Below are 26,217 nucleotides of genomic sequence, written 5' to 3' on the forward strand. Positions count from 1 at the left end.
AGGGTGGATGAGGCTATGGATTACAAGACCGCGATAAGGCACATTCAGAAGGGGAGCTTTGCTCCGGTATATGTTTGCTACGGCAACGAATTCTACTTGATACAAGAGCTGATAGATAAGCTGGTAGAGAAGCTGATCGATCCGGATCAGAGGACATTCGCCGTATCGAAGTACGATCTTTCGGAGACACCCGTGGAGGTCGTGATCGAGGAGGCGGAGACACTGCCGTTTATGGTAGAGCGCAAGGTGGTCATTGCCTCGAATGCCTTCTTCCTCACCGGTGCTAAGGAAGGCGGGAAGGTAGAGCATAAGCTGGACAAGCTTACCGCCTATCTCAGCTCCCCCGCGGATTTTTCCGTTCTCGTCTTTACGGTTCCTGCCGATAAGCTGGACGAGCGGAAGAAAATCGTGAAATCGTTAAAGGAAGCGGATGCGCTGGTTCCTTGCTCGGTGTTATCCTCCGATGAGCTGACTCAATGGGTTCAGGCGGAAGCGGAGAAGGCGGGTTTTCGAATGGCACCGGGGGTCAGCGAACAGTTGATTTCTTATTCGGGAACAGGGCTTCAAACGCTGCAGAAGGAAATTGAGAAGTGTGCACTCTATGTAGGACAAGGGGGGACGCTAACGTCTGCCGACCTGGAGCAGCTCGTGACCCGTACCACCGAACAAAATATTTTCCTGCTGATCGAGCACATCGTTCAATTGAAGCTGGATCAAGCGTTTACGATGCTGAATGAGCTGCTTCGCCGCAAGGAAGAGCCGATCAAGATCGTAGCGCTCATCGCGAGGCAGTTTCGCATCATGTTTCAAGTGAAGGATTTATCGCAGCAGGGTTACTCTCAGCAGCAAATGGCTGCTCAGCTCGGGCTGCATCCCTATGCAGTAAAGATAGCCGCGGGACAAGCGAACCGGTTCGAGATGAAAAGGTTGGCCGGTATTCTTAGGCAGCTGGGGGAGCTGGACTACCAGATGAAAAGCGGCAAAATCGATAAGGTGCTTGGACTCGAAATGTTCCTGCTTAAGCTGATCGCCTAAATAGCCAAATAAAAAGACCATGCATCCGGGTGTGCCGGAAACATGGTCTTTTATCTGCTTCATTGTCTTACGCTTGTGCGGAGATCGCGTTGAGTCTCTTCGCTAAACGGGACTTTTTGCGAGCAGCTGCATTTTTATGGATCAAACCTTTGGTCACTGCTTTGTCCAGCTTGCGGCTGGCAGCGATCAAAGCTTCCTTAGCAGTAGCTACGTTCTCACCTGCAGCAGCTGTTTCGAAGTTCTTAACAGCCGTACGGAGAGCGGATTTGTGAGATGCATTGCGCAGACGGCGCTTTTCACTCACTTTCACACGCTTAATTGCGGATTTGATGTTTGGCATGACGTTCACCTCCTACTACAACTTGCAGGAAAACCCTACGGTTCATTCTGACAACTCTAGATATTCTACCATGGCATAATCCAAATTGCAATAGAGCCATCAAGGCTTGTCTGCCAAAACTTTGTATAAGCACTTCTGCTTTGTCACACAATATAGGCGCAGAACGAATCGGAAAGGGGTCTATTCTTCATGAGCATGGATTTAAGCCGTTATTCGGCCTATACCGATCTTGCACTCGAAGCGCGCGATCTAGCCTCGGCTGCTTCCGGACCTGAAATACCGGGTGTCAATACAAGCCATTTTGAAGATGAGGGCATTAAGGTCAGCGTCATTGATATTCATTCCCAAGAGGGTTCTCGGGCACTCGGCAAGCTCCCCGGACACTACATTACGCTTGAAGTACCGGCGCTTCGCCGTAAGGACACGGCCTTGCAGGACCGGGTGGCTACCGTATTCGCCCAGCAGTTCGAGCAATTCCTGCAGAAGCTGAATATCGGCCCGAACGCCAAGGTGCTGATCATCGGTCTCGGTAATTGGAACGTGACGCCGGATGCGCTGGGGCCAATGGTGGTGGAGAACGTGATGGTGACCCGTCATTTCTTCGAGCTGATGCCGGGTCAGGTTAGTCCCGGCTATCGTCCGGTGAGCGCGGTTGCCCCCGGAGTGCTTGGCACGACAGGGATTGAGACAAGTGAAATTGTGCAGGGGATCGTGGATAAGTCCCAGCCGGATTTGGTCATAGCCATCGACGCTTTGGCCTCCCGTTCGCTAGAAAGAGTGAATACGACGATCCAAATTGCCGATACGGGAATTCATCCGGGCTCCGGCATCGGGAATAAACGCAAGGGGTTGACATTGGAAACGCTGGGCGTTCCTTGCATCGCAATCGGCGTTCCGACGGTCGTTTATGCTTCAACGATAGTGAACACGGCGTTTGACCTGATGCACCGCCATTTCAGTCAGCAGACGGCAAATACGGGTCAGATCCTCGGATTGCTCGATTCCATGCAGGAGAACGAGCGTTTGCAGCTGGTGAAGGAGGTTCTCGATCCACTGGGGCATGATCTGCTGGTGACGCCAAAGGAAATCGACCAATTTATCGAAGATATCGCGAACATTATTGCCAGCGGTTTGAACGCTGCGCTGCATCAAGCCGTGGATGTAAACAACGTAGCGGCCTATACTCATTAAGCTCGGAAAGCGTGCATACCCCGGTGTGCACGCTTATTTGCGAGACGGCAAGGCGCCGCCGAATGTTCTTAAGTTTACTAGATCGTAGAGAAATTTATGAGATTCCCGGTTCTATCTCCTATTAGCCGCTCATAGAGTTGTTAGTAGATACGCTTTAAGGAGGTAGTTCCTACATGAAATGGCCAGCGGTAACGGTTAATCTAAGCAAATATCGCAAAATCGGACAAGAAGCCGGTGTTTACACTCGTGCCGTTATGTTGCTTATGACAGGATGCTTGCTGTTTTTCATAGCGTTAGGCTTGCTAGGATATGTGCAGTCCCGCATGACGGACACGACGCCATCCGCATCGATGAAGGGGCTGGCGGCCTCGGTATCAAGCCGCTTCTTCATGGATATGATGGGGATGGAGATGCCGCACCTGCAAGCCGACCGGAAAAGCTTCACTTTCTCACAGTCAAACGTTTCTAGCTTTCTCTTTGCGATGATGACGGATATTAACCCGAACGATCCGAAGACGCTGATCTCAAGAGAGATGCCCGTCTTATCACAGGATCGCTCGGTTCCTCTCAAATCGAATCCAAACTATGATTCTCCCGCGGATTATGATCCGAAGCAGCAGCTGGACACGACCGGCAAGCCGGGCGATATTACCGAACTGAGCCAGCAGCCTGCCCCTTCGGACCCGCAGCCGGACCCGCAGGCCCAGCCGCAGCCGCAGCCGTCAGCCCAGCCGCCCAAGACGGCCGGTAAGAATGTAGCCTTTATCTATCAATCTCACAATCAAGAATCTTATTTGCCGGAGCTGCCGGGAGTGAAGGATCCGGATCTGGCATACGACGCCAAAACCAACATTACGAATGTCGGACTCCGACTAGCCATGATGCTGGAGAAGGAAGGAATAGGGGCGGTTCACTCCAACAAAAATTATCCCGCGAGCGAGAAGGATTTCAAATACCACTTGTCCTACAAATATTCTTTAAAAACTCTTCAGGAAGCATCGGCAGGGCATCCTGATCTGAAATACTACTTCGATATTCATAGAGATTCGCAGCGGCGCGACCGGACCACGGTTAAGATTAACGGGCAGGACTATGCGCAGGTGTTCTTCATTATCGGAGGGAAAAATCCGAACTGGAAGCAAAACTACGAGCTGGCGGAGCAGGTCCATCATGCTCTTGAGCAGAAATTCCCCGGCATATCCAAGGGGATTCATGCGAAATCCGTGGACGGGAACGGTGTGTATAATCAAAACTTTTCGCCGAACAGCCTGCTGATTGAAGTCGGCGGCGTCGACAACAGCTTCGAGGAATGCTACCGGACGGCGGATGCGCTGGCAGTGGCCATCGCGGAAGTGATCAACAATGTAGAGAAAGTAAACGCGCCGGCGGACAATAAAGAAACCAAAACACAAAGCTGAGGAAAGGGAGATAAGCGTTATGGGGAAGGGAAGCTGGATGAAAATGCTTTTGCTCGCGATCGGTCTTGCCTTCTGCGTCTTCTTCGGCGTGGATATGGCGACCAAAGGGACCGAGCGGATTCAAGGGTCTACTGTGAGCGCCGCATCCGGCAGCGGGGGCAAGTCCCCTGCTGCTGCAGAAGCGAAAGCGTACAGCGCCGCACCTGCCGCAGGGGTCAAAGCAGCGGTGCCTGCGAAGACGGCCGGCAGTCCGCCCGCGGCTGCGTCCAAGCCTCAAGAGCGTACGGAGCTCGAGGTTGACACGGGAGTCAACCGGATCGGCAATAAGACGGGAGATTTACTGCAAATAATGGCCTATAACGGTATTCGTGCCTTTATCAAGCTGTTCGAGGCGGTGCTTAGTTAATATGTGGGTCGGGTATCCATTGATGAGGAACCTCACAACTGCTATAATGAAAAGTATTGACAATTTGCAGGTTAGTGAGGTTTGCCGACATGGATATCCAAGCAAGACAGAAGAAGATCAGAAATTTTTGTATTATTGCTCATATTGACCACGGGAAATCAACGCTGGCGGACCGCATTCTTGAGTATACCGGGGCATTGACCTCACGGGAGATGCAGGAACAGGTGCTCGACCAGATGGACCTAGAGCGGGAACGCGGCATCACAATTAAGCTGCAGGCTGTACGTTTGAACTATAAAGCTGATGACGGCGAAGAATATATTTTGAATCTGATCGATACCCCGGGACACGTCGACTTCACTTACGAGGTATCCCGAAGCCTGGCCGCTTGTGAAGGCGCTTTGCTGGTTGTTGATGCGGCGCAGGGGATTGAGGCGCAGACGCTTGCAAACGTGTACTTGGCGCTCGATAACAACCTCGAAATTTTGCCCGTCATTAACAAGATCGATCTTCCCAGCGCAGACCCGGAACGGGTGAAGCAGGAGGTCGAGGATGTGATCGGACTGGACGCCAGCGACGCCGTGCTTGCTTCCGCGAAGGCGGGCATCGGAATTAAAGAGATTCTGGAGCAGGTCGTCCAGAAGGTTCCGGCTCCGACCGGAGCTCCGGACAAGCCGCTGAAGGCGCTTATTTTCGACTCGCATTACGATCCCTATAAAGGGGTTATCGTATATGTGCGGGTTGTGGACGGATCGATCAAGGCTGGCTCCAAAATCAAGTTCATGGCGACGGACAAAGACTTTGAGGTTATCGAGGTCGGTGCTTTCAAGCCGCGCATGAGCATCGTGGATTCCTTGGAAATCGGCGACGTTGGTTTCATCGTGGCAGGGATTAAGAACGTCGGAGACACACGTGTCGGGGATACGGTTACCGATGCGAAGAATCCTACGCCGGAGCCGCTGCCGGGCTACCGGAAGATCAATCCGATGGTATTCTGCGGACTGTATCCGATCGAAACCAGCGATTATAACGATCTGCGGGAAGCCCTGGAAAAACTGCAGCTGAACGACGCCTCGCTCTCCTTCGAGCCGGAAACGTCGACAGCGCTAGGCTTTGGCTTCCGATGCGGCTTCCTCGGTCTCCTGCACATGGACGTCATCCAGGAGCGTATCGAGCGTGAATTCAATATTCCGCTGATTACGACGGCACCGAGCGTGGTGTTCCGTGTGACCCAGACGAACGGCACGGTGCTCAGCATTGAGAATCCGTCCTTGTTCCCGGAGCCGGGCAAGATCGAGTTCGTAGAGGAGCCTTATGTGAAGGCCTCCATAATCGTTCCGAACGATTACGTAGGTACCATCATGGAGCTGTGCCAAAGCAAACGCGGCGAGTATGTGAACATGGAGTACCTGGACACGACACGTGTTACGCTCACCTACGAAATCCCGCTGTCTGAAATCGTGTATGATTTCTTCGACCAGTTGAAGTCGGGTACGAAGGGCTATGCTTCCTTTGACTACGAGCTGACGGGTTACAAGCAGTCCAATCTTGTCAAAATGGACATTCTGCTGAACAACGAGCAGGTTGATGCCCTATCGTTCATTGTGCACCGGGATCGTGCCTACAATCGCGGACGCATTATTTGCGAGAAGCTCCGCGAGCTGATTCCCCGCCAAATGTTCGAGGTGCCGATCCAAGCGGCGATCGGGCAGAAGGTTATTGCGCGCGAAACCGTCAAGGCTATGCGCAAGAACGTACTTGCCAAATGTTACGGCGGCGATATTTCCCGGAAACGGAAGCTTCTTGAGAAGCAGAAGGAAGGGAAGAAGCGCATGAAGCAGGTCGGCAGCGTGGAGGTTCCGCAGGAAGCGTTCATGGCCGTTCTGAAAATCGACGAATAGAACATGTAAATAGAGAAGCAGGTGCTGCCGGAATCCTTTTGCACGCGAAGTCTTGCGGAAGGGGAGCACCTGCTTTTTCCACTTCCATGCGGGATTCGGGATGCCGATATAAAGAGAAAACAAGTGCCGCTGTAAGCGGGACGTTCATCTTGGATTGGCACCAATCGGGTTTCTTGTGATTATAGTAAAGGATGTGTGTAAGTCATGATGCAGCGTCATCAAACACCGAAAGCGGTTTATGTGCATATTCCGTTTTGCACAAATAAATGCCACTATTGCGACTTCAATTCCTATGTGCTGAAGGGGCAGCCGGTTATGGATTACCTCGATGCGCTGGAGCGGGAAATGGAGCGTACCGTTCGGGCGGTGCCGCCAGGGGAGATCGAAACGATCTTTGTCGGCGGGGGAACCCCGACGGTATTGCTGCCGGATCAGATGGAGAGCTTCCTGCGCCGGGTGAAATGCTATTTTCCGCAGTGGTCAGGCGACCTGGAGTTCAGCATGGAGGCGAATCCGGGGACAACGGATCTGGAAAAGCTTCAGGCGATGAAGGAAGGCGGTGTAAACCGCATCAGCTTTGGGGTGCAATCCTTCGATAACAAGCTATTGGAAGAGATCGGACGGATTCATAATACCGACGATGTGTATCGGAGTCTGGAAAACGCGGCGAAGATCGGCTTTACGAACATGTCGATCGACTTGATGTTCGGCCTGCCGAAGCAGACGGCGGAGGTCATGCGCTCCACGCTGAAGGAAGCGCTGGCGTTCGATTTGAAGCACTACTCGATTTACAGCCTGAAGGTAGAGGAAAATACGCTGTTCCACGCGTTATACGAACGGGGCCAGCTGCCGCTTCCGGAGGAGGAAGAGGAGCAAAAGATGTTCCAGCTCATTATGGAAACGCTGCGGGAGGCGGGCTACGAGCAATATGAAATCAGCAATTTTGCAAAGCCCGGCTATGAGAGCCGACACAACAGCATGTACTGGCGCAACCAGAGCTACTATGGCATTGGTGCCGGAGCGCATGGCTACACGTATGGAAGACGCCATGTCAACATTAAGGGTGTACAGCCGTACATCGACGCAACGAAGGAACGTTTGCCTCAGCTCGAGTGCATTGAAGTGTCCGAGGAAGAAGCGATGGAGGACTTTATGATGGTCGGCCTCCGGCTGCTTCGTGGCGTGAAGAGCTCGGATTTTGCCGCTCAATTCGGGCGCCTGCCGGAGGTAGTGTTCGGGTCGGTATTGGACCGATTACAGGAAAAACGACTTCTGGAAGCGACTGAAAACGGGTATCGATTGAGTGAGCAGGGAATCTGGCTTGGAAACGAAGTGTTCGGCGAATTTTTAGGTGCTGTCGAGCAAAAATAATGATTGAATTTTTTATGCGTAATGTTGTATATTTATTCATATGTTATTGTATTATACTTGATGGGTGGGATCCGCTATGCAAGCGACGGTCACCTGCAGAAGAGCAAATCAGCAGGATGTGGATACTTTATACAATATTATTCAGGGCTATGCCGAGCAGGGCATTATGCTGCCGCGGTCGCGGGAAACGCTGCTTGAGCAGATCGAGACCTTTGTGGTAGCTGAAATAGAGCAGGAGCTGGTCGGCTGCGGCGCCTTGACCAGGCTCGGACAGGATCTGGTCGAGATTCGATCGCTTGGCGTAACGGAAGGACACAAGGGTCAGGGCATCGGCAAAGCGCTGGTCAACTTCCTCGTGGAGGAAGCGCGGGAGCAGCAAATTCCGAAGGTCATGGCGCTTACATATGAAGTGGCTTTCTTCGAACGGAACGGCTTCACCGTCGTGCAGAAGGAGATCTTCCCGGAGAAGGTTTGGCGCGATTGCATCCACTGTAAAAAGCAGCATTGCTGCGACGAAATCGCCGTTCTGAAACGGCTCGATTGACTTGACACAGACCTTCGGGTCTGTTATTTTTATTTTAGGTTAGCACTCATCTAAGTGGAGTGCTAACGATGCGGGCCAGAGGCCCGGGCAGTGACGTTTACTGAAGTGAATAGTGAATAAGAGCTTTTTAAGGTCTTATTCCTTGCTTATTTTGTGTTATATAGTAAATAAGAGATTTTAAAGTCCTTATTTTGGCTATACAAGTGCATATGGGTGATTTTTGAGGAGTTTTACCAGAATAACACCCTAACCAAACTGTTATTCCGTTCGTCATGGTATATTTGAGCATAATAAGGGCTCGTAAGTCCGTTATTTCCTTCTGCCGGCTTGTTGCCGCAGGCAATCGAGCATGCCTTGTCTTTTTTGGAGGTGGAATCCTCCTTTTCTTGGTTCGTGTATTTGGCGCAGGTCAGTGTAGTTGTCGGAGAGTTTACGTGCCGCCTTTGAGATTAGGTTCTTACCGACAGGTAAGTTCATGGAACCTAATCTCAAGAGCGGCCGGAGGCAACTAGCACTGAACCGGAGCCAACCGACGCAACCAATAAAACTCACGGAGGTGGAACTGCATTGTTAACCGATCGTCAGCGCCAGATTCTCAGTGCCATCGTAGATGATTATATCCGTTCAGCAGAGCCTGTCGGCTCGCGCAGCATTTCGAAGCGCGGCAATGTTGGGTTTAGTCCCGCCACAATCCGTAACGAGATGTCCGATCTGGAGGAGATGGGCTACCTCGAGCAGCCGCATACGTCGGCAGGCCGAATCCCATCCCATAAAGGATACCGTTATTATGTCGATCATCTCTTGACCTACGGCCATCTGCCGAACCATGAGGTGGATCTGCTCAAGCAATTTTTTGCAGAGAAAATGCAGGAGATGGAGCGTGTCGTGCAGCAAACCGCGATGATGCTCTCCAGCCTGACCAACTATACATCGATCGTTCTCGGACCCGAGGTGTTCGGAACGACACTCAAGCATCTGCAGATCGTGCCGCTCACGGACCGTACGGCCGTTGCCATTATTGTAACCAATACCGGGCAAGTGGAGAACAAGACGGTGACGATACCGGAAGGCATTCAGATGTCCGAGATCGAGAAATTCGTCAACATTCTCAATGCCCGAATGAAGAATGTGCCGCTGCTTCATTTTAAATCGAGCCTGTACACGGAAATTGCCGAAGAAATGCGAAGCTACGTCTCCGGCTATGAAGAATTGCTCATGATGCTGAATGGTGTGATGGATCGCGGAGAAGAGGAACGCATTTACTTGGGCGGCACCACGAACATGCTGACGCAGCCGGAGTTCAAGGACGTGGATAAGGTGAAGACCATCCTCGATCTGCTCTCCGAAACGCCGAAGATCGTAAGGCTGTTCTCCGGCGTCAACGAAACCGGCTCGGGTATCCAGGTTCGCATCGGCAGCGAGAACGAGCTTGAAGCCATTAACGATTGCAGCTTGATTACCGCTTCGTATTCGGTTGACGGTCAGCCGCTGGGGACGATAGGGATTCTGGGGCCGACACGGATGGATTATGCTAAGGTCATTAAGCTGCTGGAGCACTTTACGAAGGATTTGACCGTGGCGATGGAGCGATGGTACAAATGAGTCAATTGAAATCGAACGGTCCGGAGGCGGAGGACGCTTACGGCACACTGCGCAATAACGCAACGGCGATTCGTGCGATTTGCTCTGCCGTTGAGGGGACGCTCGGGCCCAAGGGCCTCGACACCATGCTCGTAGGCGCGCTCGGCGAAGTCATTATCACCAACGACGGCGTGACCATTTTGGACAAAATGGAGGTCAGCCATCCGGCCGCCCGCCTTCTCATCCAGGTGGCGAGATCGCAGCAGGAGCAAGTGGGTGACGGTACCACTACGGCAACGGTATTGGCCGGAGCCTTGGTCGCGGAAGGCGTCGCTCAGGTGACTCGAGGCGTCCCCGTCGCCAAAGTGGTGAGAGGGGTGCAGGAGGGCATCGATACGGCGCTGCAGAGCTTGCAGAAGCGCAGCAGACCGATTGAAGGTCTGGAGGATCCGCTGCTGTACCGAATCGCCTATATTGCCGGGAGAGAGCACGCCGATCTGGCCGGTCTCGTCCTGGAAGGAGCCAAGCGGCTAGGAACGGCAAGGCTGCTGGAGGAGCATTTCCGCTTCGCGGAGGTCGTTATGTCCAGCGGTAAAGGTCGGAGCGAGGTATGGCCTGGCTTGCTCCTTCAGAAGAAGCCGGTCAACGCCCAGCTTGACTTTCCGCCGGCCGCGGCGCAGGTGCTGCTGCTTCAGGATGCGTTCGAGCCGGAATCGGTCGATGAGGAAGCGCTCATGACCGAAGCGGGCTTCCGCCGGCAGACGCAGCTGCGCGAGCAGTTCCGGGCCACGCTGGAGAAGCTCCTTGAGCTTCGCGTGGGCTTTATCGCGGCAGAACGCGGCGTCGACCCCGAGGCGGAGCAGTTCTGCACCGACCATGGCATCATGGTCGTGCAGCGGCTGCCTCGGGCGGAGCTCCGGCGCTTAGCCGAATACACGGGCGCGCGGCCGATCCGCCGCAGCGGGCTGCTGAAGCCTGCGGCGGAGCTCGCAGGCTCGATTGGCACCGCCGGGCACGTCGGCTACGACGAGCGGCTCGAATGCGTCCGCCTGGCCGAAGGCAAGGGCCGGGCGCAGGTGACGATCGTCGTGGGCGCCAGCACGAGCGAGATTGTCGGCGAGCGCCTGCGCATCGCGCGCGACGCGGCTTCGAGCGTGCAGGCTGCGCTGCGCGGCGGGGTGCTGCCCGGCGGCGGGGCCGCCGAAATGGCCGCTGCGCACGAGGTCGAGCGCCGGCGCGAGACGGTGCAGGGCATGGAGGGCTTCGGCTTCGCCGCGGTCGCGGGGGCGCTGCGGAAGCCGCTCGCGCAGATCGTCGTCAATGCGGGCTACAACCCGCTGGAGAAGGTCGAGGAGGTCAAAGCGGCGCAAATCAGCTCCGGACGGGACAGCTTGGCTGTCGATTGCGATACAGGGGCAATTATTGATATGATGGAGCATGGTGTGGTCGATCCTGCTTTGGTGAAGCTTCATGCACTGCAAGCGGCAGGAGAGGTAGCGTCCGCCGTGCTGCGGATTCATACGGTTATCAAAATGCGCGGCCCGCGTTCAGAGGAATAGGCAGTATAACCATGCACTAATAGATGAGTAACCGGATTAGGATAAGGAGGTGACACACAATTGAATACGGAACAAAAGAATCAAGAACAAGAGCAAAACAAGAGTCACCAGGCTGAGGAGAACCAAGCTGCTGAAGCTACATACGCTGCGGAAGAAACTGATGCTGAACAGACACAAGCAGCGGATGCAGCCGGGTCCGAAGGCCATCCTGAGCTGGAGCAGGCTAAGAAAGCGGCAGAGGAGAACTACCAGCGCTTCCTTCGTACGCAAGCGGATTTTGATAACTTCAGAAGACGCACGCAGAAGGAAAAGGAGGAATTTGCGAAGTACGCTTCCCTGAAGCTGATCGAGCAGCTGCTTCCTGTGGTAGACAATTTTGAGCGTGCGCTCGCAGCCAGCAAGGATAACAATGACTTTGAATCGCTCGCCAAGGGCGTTAATATGATTTTCCGTCAACTGGAACAAGTGCTCACAAGCGAGGGCTTGCAGGCGATGGAGACCGTTGGGACTCCTTTCAATCCGGAGTATCACCAAGCGATCATGCAGGTGGAATCCGAGGAGCATGAGGAGGGCATCGTGGTGGAAGAGGTCCAGAAGGGTTACATGCTCAAGGACAAGGTTCTTCGCCCGGCCATGGTTAAGGTTAGCTCTTAATGCACTAAATCTGCAGTATATGATCCCAAGCAAGATTAAACGATCCATTTAAAGGAGGCTACCATAGCATGAGTAAAGTAATCGGTATTGACTTAGGTACAACGAACTCTTGCGTTGCCGTAATGGAAGGCGGCGAGGCTGTAGTTATTCCTAACGCGGAAGGAAACCGCACCACTCCATCCGTAGTAGGCTTTAAGAAGGACGGCGAGCGGATCGTCGGTGAAACGGCGAAGCGTCAAGCGATCACCAACCCGGACCGCACGATCATTTCGATCAAGCGCCACATGGGCACGAACCACAAGGAAAACATCGACGGCAAAGAGTATTCGCCGCAGGAAATTTCCGCAATGATCCTGCAGAAGCTGAAGGCTGACGCCGAAGCATACCTTGGCACTACAGTAACCCAAGCCGTTATTACGGTCCCGGCTTATTTTAACGACAGCCAGCGTCAAGCAACTAAGGATGCAGGTAAAATTGCCGGTCTGGAAGTATTGCGTATCGTAAACGAGCCGACGGCTGCAGCGCTTGCTTATGGTCTGGAGAAAACCGAAGATCAAACGATTCTTGTGTACGACCTCGGGGGCGGTACGTTCGACGTTTCGATCCTGGAGCTCGGCGACGGCTTCTTTGAAGTAAAAGCAACCAGCGGTGACAACAAGCTTGGCGGCGATGACTTCGACCAAGTGATCATCGACTTCCTGGCTGCGGAATTCAAGAAGGAGCACGGCGTTGACCTTTCTAAAGACAAAGCGGCGGTTCAACGTCTGAAGGATGCGGCGGAGAAGGCGAAGAAAGAATTGTCCGGCGTTCTGACGACAACGATCTCCCTGCCGTTCATTACCGTTGTAGACGGCGTACCGCAGCACTTGGAAGTCAACCTGACTCGTGCGAAATTCGAAGAGCTGTCTGCGGGCCTAGTTGAGCGCACCATGGGACCTACTCGCCAAGCTTTGAGCGATGCAGGTCTGTCGGCCAACCAAATCGACAAAGTTGTGCTTGTCGGCGGTTCCACACGGATTCCTGCCGTACAAGAAGCCGTTAAGAAGCTGATCGGCAAAGAGCCTCACAAGGGCGTAAACCCTGACGAAGTTGTTGCTCTCGGTGCTGCGGTTCAAGCCGGGGTGCTTACCGGTGACGTGAAAGACGTAGTATTGCTCGACGTAACTCCGCTGTCCCTCGGTATCGAAACCGCTGGCGGCGTGTTCACGAAAATGATCGAGCGCAATACGACAATCCCTACAACCAAGTCGCAAGTGTTCACTACGTATGCGGATAACCAGCCAAGCGTAGAAATTCACGTGCTTCAAGGCGAACGCGCCATGGCAAACGGCAACAAAACGCTGGGACGTTTCATTCTGGGCGATATCCCACCGGCGCCTCGCGGCATTCCGCAAATCGAGGTTACCTTCGATATCGATGCCAACGGTATCGTGAATGTATCCGCTCTGGATAAGGGTACCGGCAAGAGCCAGAAGATCACGATTACTTCTTCAAGCGGCTTGAGCGATGCCGAAATCGATCAAATGATGAAGGACGCTGAAGCTCACGCAGAAGAAGACCGCAAGCGTAAAGAGCTGGTAGAAGCTCGCAACCAGGCGGATCAGCTTGTGTACTCCGTTGACAAGACAATCAAGGATCTTGGCGATAAGGCGGATGCCGGCGAAGTGGCCAAAGCCGAAGAAGCGAAGGAAAAAGTAAAGAAAGCTCTCGAAGGCGACAGCCTCGAGGAAATCCAAAAGGCTACCGAAGAGCTGACGCAAGTGGTGCAGGCTCTCTCCGTGAAGCTGTATGAGCAAGCGCAGCAAGCTCAGGGCGGCGCTGATGCCGGCGGTCCGGAAGGTCAGGCTAAAGGAAAAGACAACGTAGTGGATGCGGACTACGAGGTCGTTGACGATAAGAAGTAAAGCAGCGAGTGAAGTCAAAGCCGGACTTGTCCGTGCTTTGACTTTCCGTTTGTCGGTTTATAATCAGAGCTGTGGGGATGTTTTTCAGGCGGGGAGTGAGAAGGAAAAACCATGAGTAAACGCGATTATTACGAGGTGCTTGGACTGGATAAGGACGCCTCGCAGGAGGATATCAAGAAGGCCTATCGGAAGATGGCCCGCCAGTACCACCCGGATGTCAATAAAGCGGCGGATGCCGAAGCAAAGTTCAAGGAAGCGAAGGAAGCTTACGATGTCCTGAGCGACGACCAGAAGAAGGCAACCTATGACAGATACGGGCACGTAGACCCGAATCAGGGCATGGGCGGCGGGGGCTTTGGCGGCGCCGACTTCGGCGGCGGCTTCGGGGATCTGTTCGACATGTTCTTCGGCGGCCAGGGCGGAGGCAGACGAAATCCGAATGCTCCGCAGCGCGGCAGCGACCTGCAATACACGCTCCAGATCGAGTTCAAGGAAGCGGTCTTCGGCAAGAAGATGGAAATTACCATTCCTCGTACGGAAACGTGCGAGACTTGTCACGGCAACGGCGCAAAGCCGGGGACGAAGCCGGAGACGTGCGGCGTTTGTCACGGGTCCGGCCAGCAAGAGGTCGTTCAGAACACCGCTTTCGGCCGCATTGTGAACCGCCGCGTTTGTTCCGCTTGTAACGGACAAGGCCAAATCATTAAAGATAAGTGTAATACGTGCCACGGAACGGGCAAAGTAAAGAAGCAGCGCACCATCAGCCTGAACATTCCGGCAGGCGTGGATGACGGAGCTCAGCTCCGAGTGTCCGGTGAAGGGGAAGCAGGAACACGCGGGGGTCCTCCAGGGGATCTGTATGTCGTGATTCGCGTGAAGGCACACGAATTTTTCGAGCGGGAAGGCGATGACATCTATTGCGAGGTTCCGTTGACCTTCGCACAGGCTGCGCTTGGAGACGAGATCGAGATTCCTACCTTAACGGAAAAAGTGAAGCTGAAGATCCCTGCCGGAACACAGACGGATACGTATTTCCGTTTGAAGGGCAAGGGAGTTCCAAGACTCCGCGGCTACGGACAAGGAGATCAGCATGTCAAGGTGGTTGTCGTCACGCCGACCAATCTGAACGACGAGCAAAAGGAGCTGCTCCGCGAATTCTCCAAGCTGAACGGAGAGCACACACACGAGCAAAACCAATCGATTTTCGAACGAATGAAAAAAGCGTTTTTGGGCGACTAAGCTCATTCGAAGACACTCATGCATCCCGGGAGGGAGCTGGGTGTCTTTTTTGCATTGCATATTCAAGCAGGTTTTGCGGACAATAGAAGCAGTATAGGCCGAATTCATTTGAATGGGAGGAGGATGAACCATGGCGAACAAGAAGCAGCAGAACGAAAGAAGCCGTCAATTGCCTATCGCAAAGAACGAAGACGTGGAATTTTCCGCTGAGCTCGCGGATGCCGACGATATGGAGGCGGCTGAACGCGGCGATCAGGCGGATGCCAGACAGCAGCAGTAAATCAGCAGGGAGGCTAGAGCAATGGCAGAACGCAGTATTATGGCATATTTTCATTCCAGCTCGGAGGCGGATCGCGCCGTAAGGAAGCTGGAGGCGCTGCGCGCCACCGGCGTATCCGTGAGCAAATTCGGCGTTGTTCCCGGGAATGGCGTCGGCGAGACGATCAATCCATTGACGAGCGATTTTCCGGGACTTCCTTACTTGACCTTAGGCTCCGAATCGACGAATCAGGATGCACGCGTCCTAATGGCCGCATCTCCGGAAGCGAGCGGACTTGCAGCGGGCGGCGACTATAACTTTTACCGTACGGATCCGTCAGATAATTCGCTTAAGGACACGCTTCTCACGGCGTCTGTCGATGAATCCGTGTATGAGCAAGCAGTTCGTGTAATTCAGGACGCAGGCGGCAGCCTGTAAGCTGCAATGCCCCCTTCCCGGTCGAAGGGGGTTCTTTCGTTGTATCTGGTATGCCTTTATTGTATACTGGGAATTATGTGCTTTAAGAAGCATGACTGAAGGATTAGGAGGGCATACCCATTGCGCTGGCATGAAATTACCGTACATACGACAGAAGAAGCGATCGAAATGATCTCGAACTTTATACACGAGCTTGGGGCCGGAGGCGTGTCGATAGAGGAATCCGGGACACTCAATAAGAAGAGGGACACATCCTTAGGCCAATGGTACGAAACGCCGCTGAACGATATTCCGGAAGGGCGTGCGGTCATTAAAGGATATTTCTCCGAGGGAACGGAGATGGAGTCCATCCTCTCGGAGCTGAAGGTCAGAGTTGATGAGCTTTCCGAGTATGATATTGATACCGGCAATCCTGCCTATGAGCTTCAAGAGGTTGACGACGAGGATTGGGCGAATGCCTGGAAGCAATATTTTAAACCGATCCGTATTACCGAACGCCTGACCATTAAGCCGACCTGGGAAGAGTATACACCGTCCCCTGAGGAGCTTATTCTTGAGCTTGACCCCGGCATGGCTTTCGGAACCGGTACGCATGCCACCACGTCGCTATGCTTGAAAACACTGGAACAGGAGCTTCAGGGCGGAGAGGATGTCATCGATGTGGGGACAGGCTCCGGCATTTTGGCCATTGCCGCCGCGAAGCTGGGCGCCAGACACGTGCTTGCCGTGGATCTCGATCCGGTGGCTGTTTCCAGTGCGACCGAGAATATCCGTTTGAACGGCATGTCGGACCGTATTACGGTAAGACTGAGCGACCTGCTGCAAGTATTCCGCGACAGCGAAAGCGGCGGAGAGCAGGCCGGAGCGCTTGGCGTGAAGCTTCCGGTGAAGGTCGTCGTGGCGAATATTCTTGCTGAGATTATCCTTCTGTTTATTAAGGATGTATATGACGTGCTTGAGTCGGGCGGCCGCTACATTGTTTCCGGTGTCATCCAGAGCAAGCAGCAGCTCGTTCAGGATGCGCTCGTCGCAGCTGGCTTCAAGATTTCGCACCATAATGAGGACCAGGATTGGGTCGTCATCGTGGCTGTCAAGCCATAGGACGGTGAAGCTATGGATTGGAACTCGTTCTTAGCTTATCCGCTCGAGCATTTGCCGTTCGTGTTTCTGGTGCTGATGCTGAGCTTCTCCGTACATGAATTTGCCCATGCCTATTTGGCCGACCGGTTTGGTGACCCTACACCTCGTTCCATGGGGCGGGTCACTTTAAACCCGAGGGTCCATTTAGATGTACTGGGAATGATTTTTTTCCTGCTGGTCGGCATCGGTTGGGCGAAGCCTGTGCTCGTCAACCGCTCCCGCTTTAAAAATCCGAGAGGGATGGGGATTGCCGTTTCCTTCGCGGGGCCGTTCAGTAATCTCGTATTGGCCTTTATCAGCTTATTGATTTATGCAATGATCTTCGAGTTCCATTGGATCGACCAGTCGAGCAAGGGCGTCGTGGATGCGGTGAAATTATTTTTTGAATATTTGATTCGATTGAATATTTTCTTGTTTATCCTGAACTTGCTGCCGTTCCCCCCGCTTGACGGCTATCGGATTTTGGAGGACGTTCTCCCAAGGTCGCTGGCCCTGCGAATGAAGCAGTACGAGCAATGGTTTTTCTATATCATTTTGCTGTTGTTTTTCATACCGCCGCTTCGCGCGGTAACGCTAGGTCCGATATTCGGCCTGGAAAGCGATATTTTACGCGCCTTTTCCACGGTGCTGAGTTTGATATTTTAGCCGATGAGCTTGCACCTATGAAATGCTGGAAATACTGGTTTTTTGAACGAAATCGGTGTATGATGTAGGTTGGTTATTTGCAGGAGGAATCCCATGCAGCGTTATTTTATTAATCCGCAGCAGTTTGGCGAGCGGGAAGTGACGATTACCGGCGACGACGCTCATCACGTGGTCCGCGTATTGCGCTCGGAGCCAGGTGACGAATGTATTGTCAGCGACGGGATCAGCCGCGAAGCTTTGGTCCGCTTCACCTTGCTGGAGAAGGACCGCGTTACCGCAGACATCGTGGAGCACCGTCCGATGACCGGGGAGCCGGCGGTCGAAGTATGGATCGCGCAGAGCTTGCCGAAGGGAGACAAGATGGAGCTTGTCATCCAGAAAGGAACGGAGATCGGTGCGAGCCGGTTCCTGCCATTTGTCTCGGAGCGGACGATTGTTCAGCTTGAGGCGAAGAAGGAAGCGAAGCGTGTGGAGCGGTGGCAAAAGATCGCCAAGGAGGCGGCGGAGCAGGCGCACCGCAGTCGGGTGCCGATAGTGGAATCGCCTCTATCCTGGAAGGAGCTGCTAAAGCGGTCCGAGCAAGCGGACGCCTCCTGGATTTGCTATGAGAAGGAAAGCGGGATGGAGCTGAAAGCCGCCATTAAAAAGGCTTTAAGCGACGCTGCCAAAAAAGAAGGAAAACCGACCCTTCTTCTGATCGTAGGGCCTGAAGGCGGGTTTACGGAGCAGGAAGTAGCTGCAGCGGAAGCCGCAGGTAGCCGTTCGATCAGCCTCGGACGAAGAATTCTACGTACGGAAACAGCCGCAATGGTAGGGCTGACGTGCATTTTATATGAAGCTGGAGAGATGGGAGGAGAAGCATAATGCCAAGTATCGCATTTCATACTTTGGGATGCAAAGTGAACTTCTACGACACGGAAGCGATCTGGCAGCTGTTCAAGCAAGAGGGCTATGAGCAGGTGGATTTTGAATCGACTGCCGATGTGTATGTGATCAATACTTGTACCGTAACCAACACGGGAGATAAAAAAAGTCGACAGATGATCCGCCGGGCCGTACGCCGCAACCCGGAAGCGATCGTGGCCGTCACCGGCTGTTACGCGCAGACCTCCCCTGCGGAAATCCTTGAGATTCCCGGGGTCGATCTGGTCATCGGTACGCAGGATCGGGATAAAATCTTGACCTATGTGCAGCAGCTCCAGAACGAGCGTCAACCGATTAATGCGGTGCGCAACATCATGAAAACAAGGCAATTCGAGGAACTGGATGTGCCCGATTTTGCCGACCGCACTCGCGCGTTTCTTAAGATTCAAGAGGGCTGCAACAACTTTTGCACGTTCTGTATCATTCCTTGGTCCCGCGGTTTGATGCGCAGCAGAGAGCCTCAAAGCGTGCTCCAACAGGCCAGAATGCTGGTGGATGCCGGGTATAAGGAAATCGTTCTGACGGGCATTCATACGGGCGGCTACGGCGAGGATATAGAGGATTACAGCCTGGCCAGGCTGCTGTGGGATCTCGATAAGGTGGACGGGCTGAAACGGATTCGGATTTCCTCGATTGAAGCGAGCCAGATTACCGACGAAGTGCTTGAGGTGCTGAACGGTTCTGATAAAATGTGCCGTCACCTGCACATTCCGCTCCAAGCCGGAGATGACGACGTACTCAAGCGGATGCGACGCAAATACACGACGGCCGAATTCGGAAACAAGATCGAGCGAATTCACCGCATCATGCCGGGTGCTGCGATTACTACGGATGTCATCGTGGGCTTCCCCGGTGAAACCGAGGAAATGTTCCGAAACGGTTATCGCTTCATGGAGCAGATGCAATTCTCGGAAATGCATGTCTTCCCTTATTCGAAGCGAACCGGTACGCCTGCAGCACGGATGGAGGATCAGATCGACGAGGAGCTGAAAAATGCCCGCGTTCATGAGCTGATCGATTTGTCCGAACGGATGCAGCTTGCTTACGCCAAGAAATTCGTCGGGCAGGTGCTGGAGATTATTCCGGAGCGGGAATACAAGGGTCAGCCGAACAGCGGCTTGATCATGGGGTATTCCGATAACTACCTCCAAACGGTTTTCCAAGGCAGTGAAGATTGGGTTGGACAAGTATGCCGGGTGAAAATCCTGGAGGCGGGTGTCAACGAAGTGCGGGGAGAGCTTGTAGAAGCCCCGCTGTCAGCCTCCGTACAAAAGAAAGCGATCGTATAAACGAAAGGAGAGGAGGATTTCATGCTGAAGCACACGCCGAAGCTGGAGTCCTTCTCTCTTGTTAGGCTCTGAAAATACTTGGGAAGGATGGAGACCGATGAGGGAAATCTCCGCGGGAGGCGTGGTGTACAGGCGATTCGAGGGACAGCTGCAAATCCAGATGATCCAGGACCGCTATGGGAAAATTACACTGCCGAAAGGCAAAATGGAAACCGGCGAGACGATTGAACAGACAGCGCTTAGGGAAATCCTAGAAGAGACGGGAATCACCGGTTCCATCGTACAGCCGCTGGAGACGATTACTTATCAATTTACTCTTTCCGGGGTAGGATTGATTGATAAAGAGGTTCATTACTTCCTGGTCGAAGCTACCGGGGGGAAGCTGCAGGCACAGGTGGAGGAGATTCGCGGAGTGGAATGGCTTACGCCGCGGGATGCCTGGCAGCAGCAAATGAACGCAGGCTACGGCAACAACGATTCGGTACTTATGAAGGCGCTGCAAGCGCTAGGCTATGAGGTGAAGGGATAATGAGTACGTTTAACATGAGCCAGCTTCCTTCTTACATTGATCACACGCTGCTTAAGGCGGATGCGAACGCACAGGGTGTGAGGAAGCTTTGTGAGGAAGCGATGCAGTATGGGTTTTACAGTGTGTGTGTAAACGGGACCTGGGTACCTTACTGTCAGGATGTCCTGAAAGGCTCGCAGGTGAAAATCAGCGTAGTGTGCGGCTTCCCGCTTGGGGCGAATGACAGCGGTGTAAAGGCTTATGAGGCGGCGAAGGCTGCCGAGCAGGGCGCTTCGGAAATCGACATGGTCCTGCAAGTAGGACGGCTGATGGCCGGGGAGCATAATGCCGTTCGGGAGGATATCCGCGCTGTGGTGGAAGCTGTGAAGGGACAAGCCATTGTTAAGGTCATTTTCGAGACAGGGCAGCTGAACGACGAGCAAAAGATTGCCGCTTGCCGCCTGTCTGAAGAAGCGGGAGCGCATTATGTCAAAACGTCTACAGGCTTCGGGCCCGGCGGTGCAACGGTAGAGGATATTCGTCTTATGCGTGCGAATGTGGCTGCAGCGACAGGCGTGAAGGCCTCCGGCGGCATCCGCGATCTCGAGACCGCTTTGCGCATGATCGAAGCAGGGGCAACGAGACTCGGCACCAGCTCCGGCGTAGCTTTGGTCAGCGGAACGACAGGAACATCATCCTATTGAGTAGAGGCAGGAGGCTGTGAGCAGCCATGGCAGTTGTTATTTTACAAAAAAATCGCAAGAAGCGGCTGGAAGCGGGACACCCTTGGATTTTCCAATCCGAAATCGACCGGACGGAAGGGGAGCCTGCTCCCGGCGCACTTGTCGCAGTACATACGCATGCCGGCCAATATATGGCCACAGGTTATTATAATCCGGCGTCTCAGATGGCGGTTCGGATCGTATCGAACGAGCCTCTTGAAGCGATGTCCCACGACTTTTTCGTGGAGCGCATTCGAGCTTGCAGGGAGCATCGCGAACGCTTCTTAGGCGAGAATCTCTCGTATCGTCTGGTTTACGGTGAAGCGGATTTTTTACCCGGCTTGACGGTAGATAAATTTGAGGATGTGCTGGTCGTTCAGATTCTCACCCTGGGCATGGAGCAGGCAAGGGATGCTATCATTTCCGCATTAATCGAAGTCATGCAGCCTAAGGGCATTTATGAGCGCAGCGATGTAGCTGTACGTGAGCTGGAAGGCCTGGAGCAGCGGACGGGAGTATTGTACGGCGACTGTCCTCGTCATGTGACCATTCGTGAAAACGGTTTGTTGTTAGAGGTGGACATTGTAGAGGGGCAGAAGACGGGTTACTTCTTCGATCAGCGGGAAAACCGGGCGGCACTAGAGCCGCTCATGAAAGGCTGGGGCCGGCGCAGCGGGATCGAATTGAAGGAGCAGGCGGATGAGAACGGGACCCTTCGCAGGATGCCTGTGAATGCCAAAGGCAAGGAGGTCACCTTCCCTTACTGGGATGGGGCTACTGTGCTCGAGTGCTTCTCCCATACCGGCAGCTTCACCCTTCATGCGTGCAAGTTCGGGGCAAAGAAGGTCACCTGTCTCGACATTTCCGAGCATGCGGTGGAGACGGCGAAGCGCAATGTGGAGCTGAACGGCTTCGAGGATCGGGTGGAATTTATCGTAGCGGATGCGTTCGATTATTTGCGCCAGCAGGTGCATGGAATCGAACAGAGGCAGGAGCGGGGGCAAGCCGCCTCGAAAAAGGTGGATACCTCGAAGCCTCTCGAGGGAAAAGGACGCACGTGGGACGTGGTCATTCTCGATCCTCCTGCCTTCGCCAAATCGCGAGGAGCGGTAGAGGGAGCTTGCCGCGGATATAAGGACATAAACCTACACGGGATGAAGCTGGTGAATGAGGGCGGATATCTTGTGACGGCAAGCTGCTCGTACCATATGAAGCCGGAGCTGTTCCTGGAAACAATTCATGCGGCAGCGGTCGACGCGGGGAAGGTTCTGCGTTTGCTGGAGTACCGGGCTGCAGGCAAAGATCATCCTCGTATACTTGGAGTGGACGAGGGGAACTACTTAAAGTTCGCCATCTTCGAGGTGCGGAGCCGGAAGAGGGTCTAGCTTGAGTAGAACGTCAGGCAGCCGCCGCGGCGCGCAGGAGTAATAGGGATCTTAACGAAAACCACCGATGGACTTTTATCGGTGGTTTTTTCTTTGGGAGTATCGACGTTCTCTTACCTATGAATATAAGCTTGGTTCAAGGAATATAAAAAAAGTGAGTGACGAGAGAGGGAGGCAGGGTGCTCGCCGTGTCTATGAGAAAACCTTAAGGATATCTTAGGGGAAATTTGGTAAGGATGGATAACCATAAGTAGGAAATCGAGCATTCATTGTCGAAACAGTAATTAACCATACAAAAAGAGGTGGATATCCATTGAATTATGGCAGGAGCGGAAATCCGGCGTTAAACGAGGATACGTTCGAAAGACAAAGGGGCTCGTCTATCGGAAGCACGATGACCATCGATGGTACAGTCAACAAAGCGTTTATTTCGCTGGCGATTTTGCTGGGGGCAGCCTTTTATACCTGGAACATGTACTTCAACGGTCACAATGTTGCTCCTTACTTGGCTGCAGGAGTTATCGGGGGATTTATTCTCAGCTTGGTGATTATTTTCAAGCCGACGACGTCACCGTATCTTGTGCCGGTCTATGCCGCGCTCGAGGGTTTGTTCATCGGCGGCTTATCGGCAAGATATGAAGCTGCGTTCTCCGGCATTACGGTACAGGCGGTGCTGCTGACCTTCGGCGTGTTTATTGCCTTGCTGCTTGCTTACAAGACCAGGCTGATTAAAGCTACGGAAAACTTCAAGCTGGGTGTCGTAGCAGCGACGGGCGGCATTGCTTTGGTGTACTTGATCAACATCGTACTCAGCTTCTTCGGCATGCAGGTGCCCTATTTGCACGATACGGGGGCGATTGGCATCGGGATCTCCTTAGTCATTGTTGTCATTGCTGCGCTGAACCTCGTTTTGGATTTCGATTTTATCGAAAATGGCGCCAAAAGGAATGCACCGAAGTATATGGAATGGTACGGCGCCTTCGGCTTGCTGGTTACTCTCGTGTGGCTCTATATTGAAATTCTTCGTCTGCTGTCCAAGCTGCGGAGCCGCGACTAAGCCGGGGGGAGGAAATAATCGATGTTCGAACACTTGGTTTCATTTAAATTTAACGGCAGCTATACGCCGGAGCTTGCGGCAAGGCTGATTGATAAGCTGCATACCTTCAAGGGGAGCATCCCAGGGATAGTGGAGCTTACGGCAGGAGTGAACGTGACGGAAGAAACGGAAAATAGGCATGGCTATAGTCTCGGCTTGCGGGTGACCTTCGAGGACCGGGAAGCGCTCCGGCAATACGGTCCGCACCCGGTTCATCAAGAATTCGTGCGGATGCTCGACGGCTACCTCGATAGCGTGGTTGTAGTGGATTATCCGATTCACCGGTAGTAGTAAAGCTTAGTCCGATTCCAAAGCATCGGATTAGGCTTTTTCTTTTGTTCAAGTGAGAGATTTCCAGTCGGTCATCGTCTATATTTACAGAATAGGTGGTGGCACAGGGATGAGGGACGAGAGGGAGCAGGACAGCGAGCTGACCCGCCGCGTACTTGCGGGTGACAAGCAAGCATATGCCTTCCTGGTAAATAAGTACAAGAACAAGATCTATAACGTGATCCGGGGAATGGGAGTAAGCTTGCAGGATGCGCAGGATCTGACGCAAGAAACCTTCCTAAGGGCTTACCGTAAATTGGCCGCCCGGCAGGAGGAACGGAGCTTTGCAGCCTGGATTTATTCCATAGCGACTAACCTGGTGAAGGATGAGTGGAAAAAACGAAGAATGGAGCTTACCGAGCTGGACTCGCAGCTGCCTTCAGGTGAAAAAGGTCCGGAGGAAGCGCTTCTTCTGGAAGAGAGAAAGAGGGAGCTTCTAGTGTATTTGGAGCAATTGCCCCGGGGCTACCGGGAGGCTCTGCTGCTTAGATATACCGGCGATTTAAGCTACGAGGAAATAGGGGAATTGCTGGGCATTCCAACCAGCAAGGTACAAAATGATCTGTATCGTGCAAAGCAAAGGCTTAAGCAGGTAATGACGGAGAAGGAGGTAGCGGTAAATGAATTGTTGGACACGAGATGAAATGGATCGCTGCCTTGCCTCAAGCACTTCCGTAGAGACAAAAGAACTGGAGCTGCATAGAGCCGTGTGTGCCTGCTGCCAAAAGCTGTTTGAGGACGTTTTGCAGGAGCAGATGTTTTATTCCGAGTCATTGTTTCGCGAAGAGCTTCCGGAGGATTTTACGGAGCGGGTAATGGCATCCTTGAAGGATGTGGAAATCGAACCGGTGAAGGCGGAACCGGCTGCCGTCCCAACTTCCGGAGTCCGTTATTCGCGAATTGCCGCCGGGGTGCTGGTTCTCACGATTATTGCTGCGCTGGCTTTGAATGGGCCCACCGTAGCTGAGATGGTCCGCTCGTTATTTAGCCGCGATAACGTTGATATCGGGCTTTTACGGGCACAGGAGCTGGGGATCGTGCACAACCCGGGGATTAAGGTGAAGGATCAAGGGTACACGCTCAAAATTGAGGAGACTGTGGCGGACCCGACTAGGGTGGTAATGGCGCTGCAGCTGTTCGGACCGGACGGCCGCCATGATGACGACCGACTGACGATGGCTCCGGGAAATCAGATTCAAATTAAAGATGAACAGGGACGTTTGCTGGGGCAAATGTATGACATGGGGCTAACAGGCGATTTTTACTATATGGTCGCATTTTTTCCGGAGCCGATTCAAGCGGACAAAATCTATGTGGAAGGCACGATCCGCCGGCTTGGCAACGAGATACAGAGGCTGCCTTTCGTGGAGGGGCAGTGGAATTTCAGCTTCGCTATGGATTTACGCGAGGCCAAGGCCCAAACGGTGGTTATTCCGTTGCAGGGTGAGCTCACGGCAAAAGAAGGTATGACTGTCCGGCTGAAGCAGCTGACCCGCATGGTGCAGGGTGTGCGGCTCGAGCTGGAAACGGAGCTTAGCAGCGAAGCAATCGTTCGCTCGCCGGGAGACCTGTGGAAGGAGCAGGAGCTGAGCTTTCATTTCGAAGATGAATCGGGGGAAGAAATCCATAGCGTGAACAGCAGAATGATGCCCCATAGAGACAGCCTGATGAGCTATCAAAAGCTGCCGGGAGAGAAGCCAGGCATCATGCGTCACAGCTATACCTTCAAGTACTTGCCGGAGGATAGTTCCTACCGTTTTGTGTGGGACGGGTTTACCGTTGCCCAGACCGACGGTACAGCGGTGGAGCTGGTCACGAATCAGCTGGCACAGGAGCCTGTGACGTTCCGGGCGGAAGGGGATGTGCTGATCATCAGGAGATTCACCTTGGAGCCGAGTCCAGATCCCAAGAGCGATAAGGTAGAAGCGGCACTGCATGTGGAAGGAACGTTTATGAACGAGCGTCTTACGGAGGGCTGGAGCCTAAAAACGGCAGATGGACGGGAGTTCAGGGTGGACGGCAGAGGGGCAATCAGCGGAGAGAATGGGCTATTTGTGCTAAGCGGCGCAAGTGCGGATCCTTCCGTCTTATTCCAATTTCGAATGCAGGAGTTGACCTCGCTCCCCGAGCGGGTGACGCTAGTGCGGAAGGTAGTTAATAAATTTTATCCAATCATCGAAAGGTCTGTCGAGGTGAGAGAGAAGCGGTAAAGCTATATGCGGCGGTAATTGACAGTTTTTGATTTGTTAAATTCCAGTTACATTGATGGTATAATTCTAACAAAATGTATATTACATTTATTTCATACATTACTATAGTTGAATGAGAAGTGAATGAC

Annotated in this window: 26 protein-coding genes; 25 read left to right on the forward strand and 1 reads right to left on the reverse strand. The window is 53.3% G+C overall.

What is annotated here, in order from left to right; all coding sequences use genetic code 11:
- Positions 1 to 15: 15 nt before the first annotated feature.
- Positions 16 to 1,035 carry a DNA polymerase III subunit delta gene (gene holA, locus RAC89_RS21045; protein ID WP_306615632.1) on the forward strand — a complete coding sequence of 340 codons (1,020 nt, stop codon included), beginning with the start codon at positions 16 to 18 and terminating at the stop codon, positions 1,033 to 1,035.
- Positions 1,036 to 1,102: 67 nt separating this feature from the next.
- Here holA and rpsT read toward each other — a convergent pair whose 3' ends face one another.
- Positions 1,103 to 1,375, reverse strand: a complete 273-nt coding sequence (rpsT, locus tag RAC89_RS21050) for a 30S ribosomal protein S20 (protein ID WP_306615633.1) — start codon at positions 1,373 to 1,375, stop codon at positions 1,103 to 1,105.
- Positions 1,376 to 1,564: 189 nt separating this feature from the next.
- On the opposite strand from rpsT, the gene gpr reads away from it, so the two are divergent.
- From gpr to RAC89_RS21170, 24 genes are all read left to right on the forward strand, one after another.
- Positions 1,565 to 2,566 carry a GPR endopeptidase gene (gene gpr / locus RAC89_RS21055; RefSeq protein ID WP_284638660.1) on the forward strand — a complete coding sequence of 334 codons (1,002 nt, stop codon included), beginning with the start codon at positions 1,565 to 1,567 and terminating at the stop codon, positions 2,564 to 2,566.
- Positions 2,567 to 2,739: 173 nt separating this feature from the next.
- A complete protein-coding gene (spoIIP, locus tag RAC89_RS21060; protein WP_306615634.1) occupies positions 2,740 to 3,984 on the forward strand; it encodes a stage II sporulation protein P in 1,245 nt (414 codons plus the stop codon).
- Positions 3,985 to 4,021: 37 nt separating this feature from the next.
- Positions 4,022 to 4,390: a DUF3679 domain-containing protein gene (locus tag RAC89_RS21065; protein WP_306615635.1), complete on the forward strand. Its 369-nt coding sequence runs from the start codon at positions 4,022 to 4,024 to the stop codon at positions 4,388 to 4,390.
- Positions 4,391 to 4,479: 89 nt separating this feature from the next.
- On the forward strand, positions 4,480 to 6,291 hold the full coding sequence (gene lepA / locus RAC89_RS21070) for a translation elongation factor 4 (RefSeq protein ID WP_306615636.1): 1,812 nt from the start codon (positions 4,480 to 4,482) through the stop codon (positions 6,289 to 6,291).
- A gap of 204 nt (positions 6,292 to 6,495) precedes the next feature.
- A complete protein-coding gene (gene hemW, locus RAC89_RS21075) occupies positions 6,496 to 7,662 on the forward strand; it encodes a radical SAM family heme chaperone HemW (protein WP_306615637.1) in 1,167 nt (388 codons plus the stop codon).
- Between the two features lie 76 nt (positions 7,663 to 7,738).
- Positions 7,739 to 8,206, forward strand: a complete 468-nt coding sequence (locus tag RAC89_RS21080; RefSeq protein ID WP_284638665.1) for an N-acetyltransferase — start codon at positions 7,739 to 7,741, stop codon at positions 8,204 to 8,206.
- A 567-nt stretch (positions 8,207 to 8,773) separates the two neighbouring features.
- Positions 8,774 to 9,808 carry a heat-inducible transcriptional repressor HrcA gene (gene hrcA, locus RAC89_RS21085; protein ID WP_284638666.1) on the forward strand — a complete coding sequence of 345 codons (1,035 nt, stop codon included), beginning with the start codon at positions 8,774 to 8,776 and terminating at the stop codon, positions 9,806 to 9,808.
- Entirely contained in the window at positions 9,805 to 11,346 is a 1,542-nt protein-coding gene (locus RAC89_RS21090; RefSeq protein ID WP_306616158.1) for a TCP-1/cpn60 chaperonin family protein, read from the forward strand. The genes hrcA and RAC89_RS21090 overlap by 4 nt, the downstream gene beginning before the upstream one ends.
- 60 nt (positions 11,347 to 11,406) lie before the next feature.
- Positions 11,407 to 12,000 carry a nucleotide exchange factor GrpE gene (gene grpE, locus RAC89_RS21095; protein ID WP_306615638.1) on the forward strand — a complete coding sequence of 198 codons (594 nt, stop codon included), beginning with the start codon at positions 11,407 to 11,409 and terminating at the stop codon, positions 11,998 to 12,000.
- Between the two features lie 68 nt (positions 12,001 to 12,068).
- Positions 12,069 to 13,904: a molecular chaperone DnaK gene (gene dnaK, locus RAC89_RS21100; protein WP_306615639.1), complete on the forward strand. Its 1,836-nt coding sequence runs from the start codon at positions 12,069 to 12,071 to the stop codon at positions 13,902 to 13,904.
- 111 nt (positions 13,905 to 14,015) lie between these two features.
- Positions 14,016 to 15,143: a molecular chaperone DnaJ gene (dnaJ, locus tag RAC89_RS21105; protein WP_284638670.1), complete on the forward strand. Its 1,128-nt coding sequence runs from the start codon at positions 14,016 to 14,018 to the stop codon at positions 15,141 to 15,143.
- A gap of 130 nt (positions 15,144 to 15,273) precedes the next feature.
- Positions 15,274 to 15,423 carry a YfhD family protein gene (locus RAC89_RS21110; protein ID WP_284638671.1) on the forward strand — a complete coding sequence of 50 codons (150 nt, stop codon included), beginning with the start codon at positions 15,274 to 15,276 and terminating at the stop codon, positions 15,421 to 15,423.
- 21 nt (positions 15,424 to 15,444) lie between these two features.
- Positions 15,445 to 15,840 carry a hypothetical protein gene (locus tag RAC89_RS21115; RefSeq protein ID WP_306615640.1) on the forward strand — a complete coding sequence of 132 codons (396 nt, stop codon included), beginning with the start codon at positions 15,445 to 15,447 and terminating at the stop codon, positions 15,838 to 15,840.
- 120 nt (positions 15,841 to 15,960) lie between these two features.
- Entirely contained in the window at positions 15,961 to 16,941 is a 981-nt protein-coding gene (gene prmA / locus RAC89_RS21120) for a 50S ribosomal protein L11 methyltransferase (protein WP_306615641.1), read from the forward strand.
- 12 nt (positions 16,942 to 16,953) lie between these two features.
- On the forward strand, positions 16,954 to 17,625 hold the full coding sequence (locus RAC89_RS21125) for a site-2 protease family protein (RefSeq protein WP_306615642.1): 672 nt from the start codon (positions 16,954 to 16,956) through the stop codon (positions 17,623 to 17,625).
- Positions 17,626 to 17,718: 93 nt separating this feature from the next.
- Positions 17,719 to 18,489 (forward strand): 16S rRNA (uracil(1498)-N(3))-methyltransferase, encoded by a 771-nt coding sequence (locus tag RAC89_RS21130; RefSeq protein ID WP_306615643.1) that lies wholly within the window; start codon positions 17,719 to 17,721, stop codon positions 18,487 to 18,489.
- The gene (gene mtaB, locus RAC89_RS21135) at positions 18,489 to 19,838 is read left to right on the forward strand and encodes a tRNA (N(6)-L-threonylcarbamoyladenosine(37)-C(2))-methylthiotransferase MtaB (RefSeq protein ID WP_306615644.1); all 1,350 of its coding nucleotides are present in this window, start codon (positions 18,489 to 18,491) and stop codon (positions 19,836 to 19,838) included. The genes RAC89_RS21130 and mtaB overlap by 1 nt, the downstream gene beginning before the upstream one ends.
- A gap of 97 nt (positions 19,839 to 19,935) precedes the next feature.
- Entirely contained in the window at positions 19,936 to 20,367 is a 432-nt protein-coding gene (locus RAC89_RS21140) for an NUDIX hydrolase (protein WP_306615645.1), read from the forward strand.
- Entirely contained in the window at positions 20,367 to 21,050 is a 684-nt protein-coding gene (gene deoC / locus RAC89_RS21145) for a deoxyribose-phosphate aldolase (RefSeq protein WP_306615646.1), read from the forward strand. Before RAC89_RS21140 ends, deoC begins: the two co-directional genes overlap by 1 nt.
- Before the next feature lie 26 nt (positions 21,051 to 21,076).
- Positions 21,077 to 22,453, forward strand: coding sequence for a class I SAM-dependent rRNA methyltransferase (locus RAC89_RS21150; protein ID WP_306615647.1), 1,377 nt, complete (start codon positions 21,077 to 21,079; stop codon positions 22,451 to 22,453).
- Between the two features lie 313 nt (positions 22,454 to 22,766).
- On the forward strand, positions 22,767 to 23,510 hold the full coding sequence (locus RAC89_RS21155) for a Bax inhibitor-1/YccA family protein (protein WP_306615648.1): 744 nt from the start codon (positions 22,767 to 22,769) through the stop codon (positions 23,508 to 23,510).
- A gap of 21 nt (positions 23,511 to 23,531) precedes the next feature.
- Positions 23,532 to 23,837, forward strand: coding sequence for a Dabb family protein (locus RAC89_RS21160; RefSeq protein ID WP_306615649.1), 306 nt, complete (start codon positions 23,532 to 23,534; stop codon positions 23,835 to 23,837).
- Between the two features lie 112 nt (positions 23,838 to 23,949).
- Positions 23,950 to 24,522 (forward strand): RNA polymerase sigma factor, encoded by a 573-nt coding sequence (locus RAC89_RS21165; RefSeq protein ID WP_306615650.1) that lies wholly within the window; start codon positions 23,950 to 23,952, stop codon positions 24,520 to 24,522.
- Positions 24,500 to 26,089, forward strand: coding sequence for a DUF4179 domain-containing protein (locus RAC89_RS21170; protein WP_306615651.1), 1,590 nt, complete (start codon positions 24,500 to 24,502; stop codon positions 26,087 to 26,089). Before RAC89_RS21165 ends, RAC89_RS21170 begins: the two co-directional genes overlap by 23 nt.
- Positions 26,090 to 26,217 lie beyond the last annotated feature (128 nt).

The organism is Paenibacillus sp. GD4 (assembly GCF_030846225.1).
GTDB classification, from domain to species: Bacteria; Bacillota; Bacilli; order Paenibacillales; family NBRC-103111; genus Paenibacillus_G; species Paenibacillus_G silviterrae.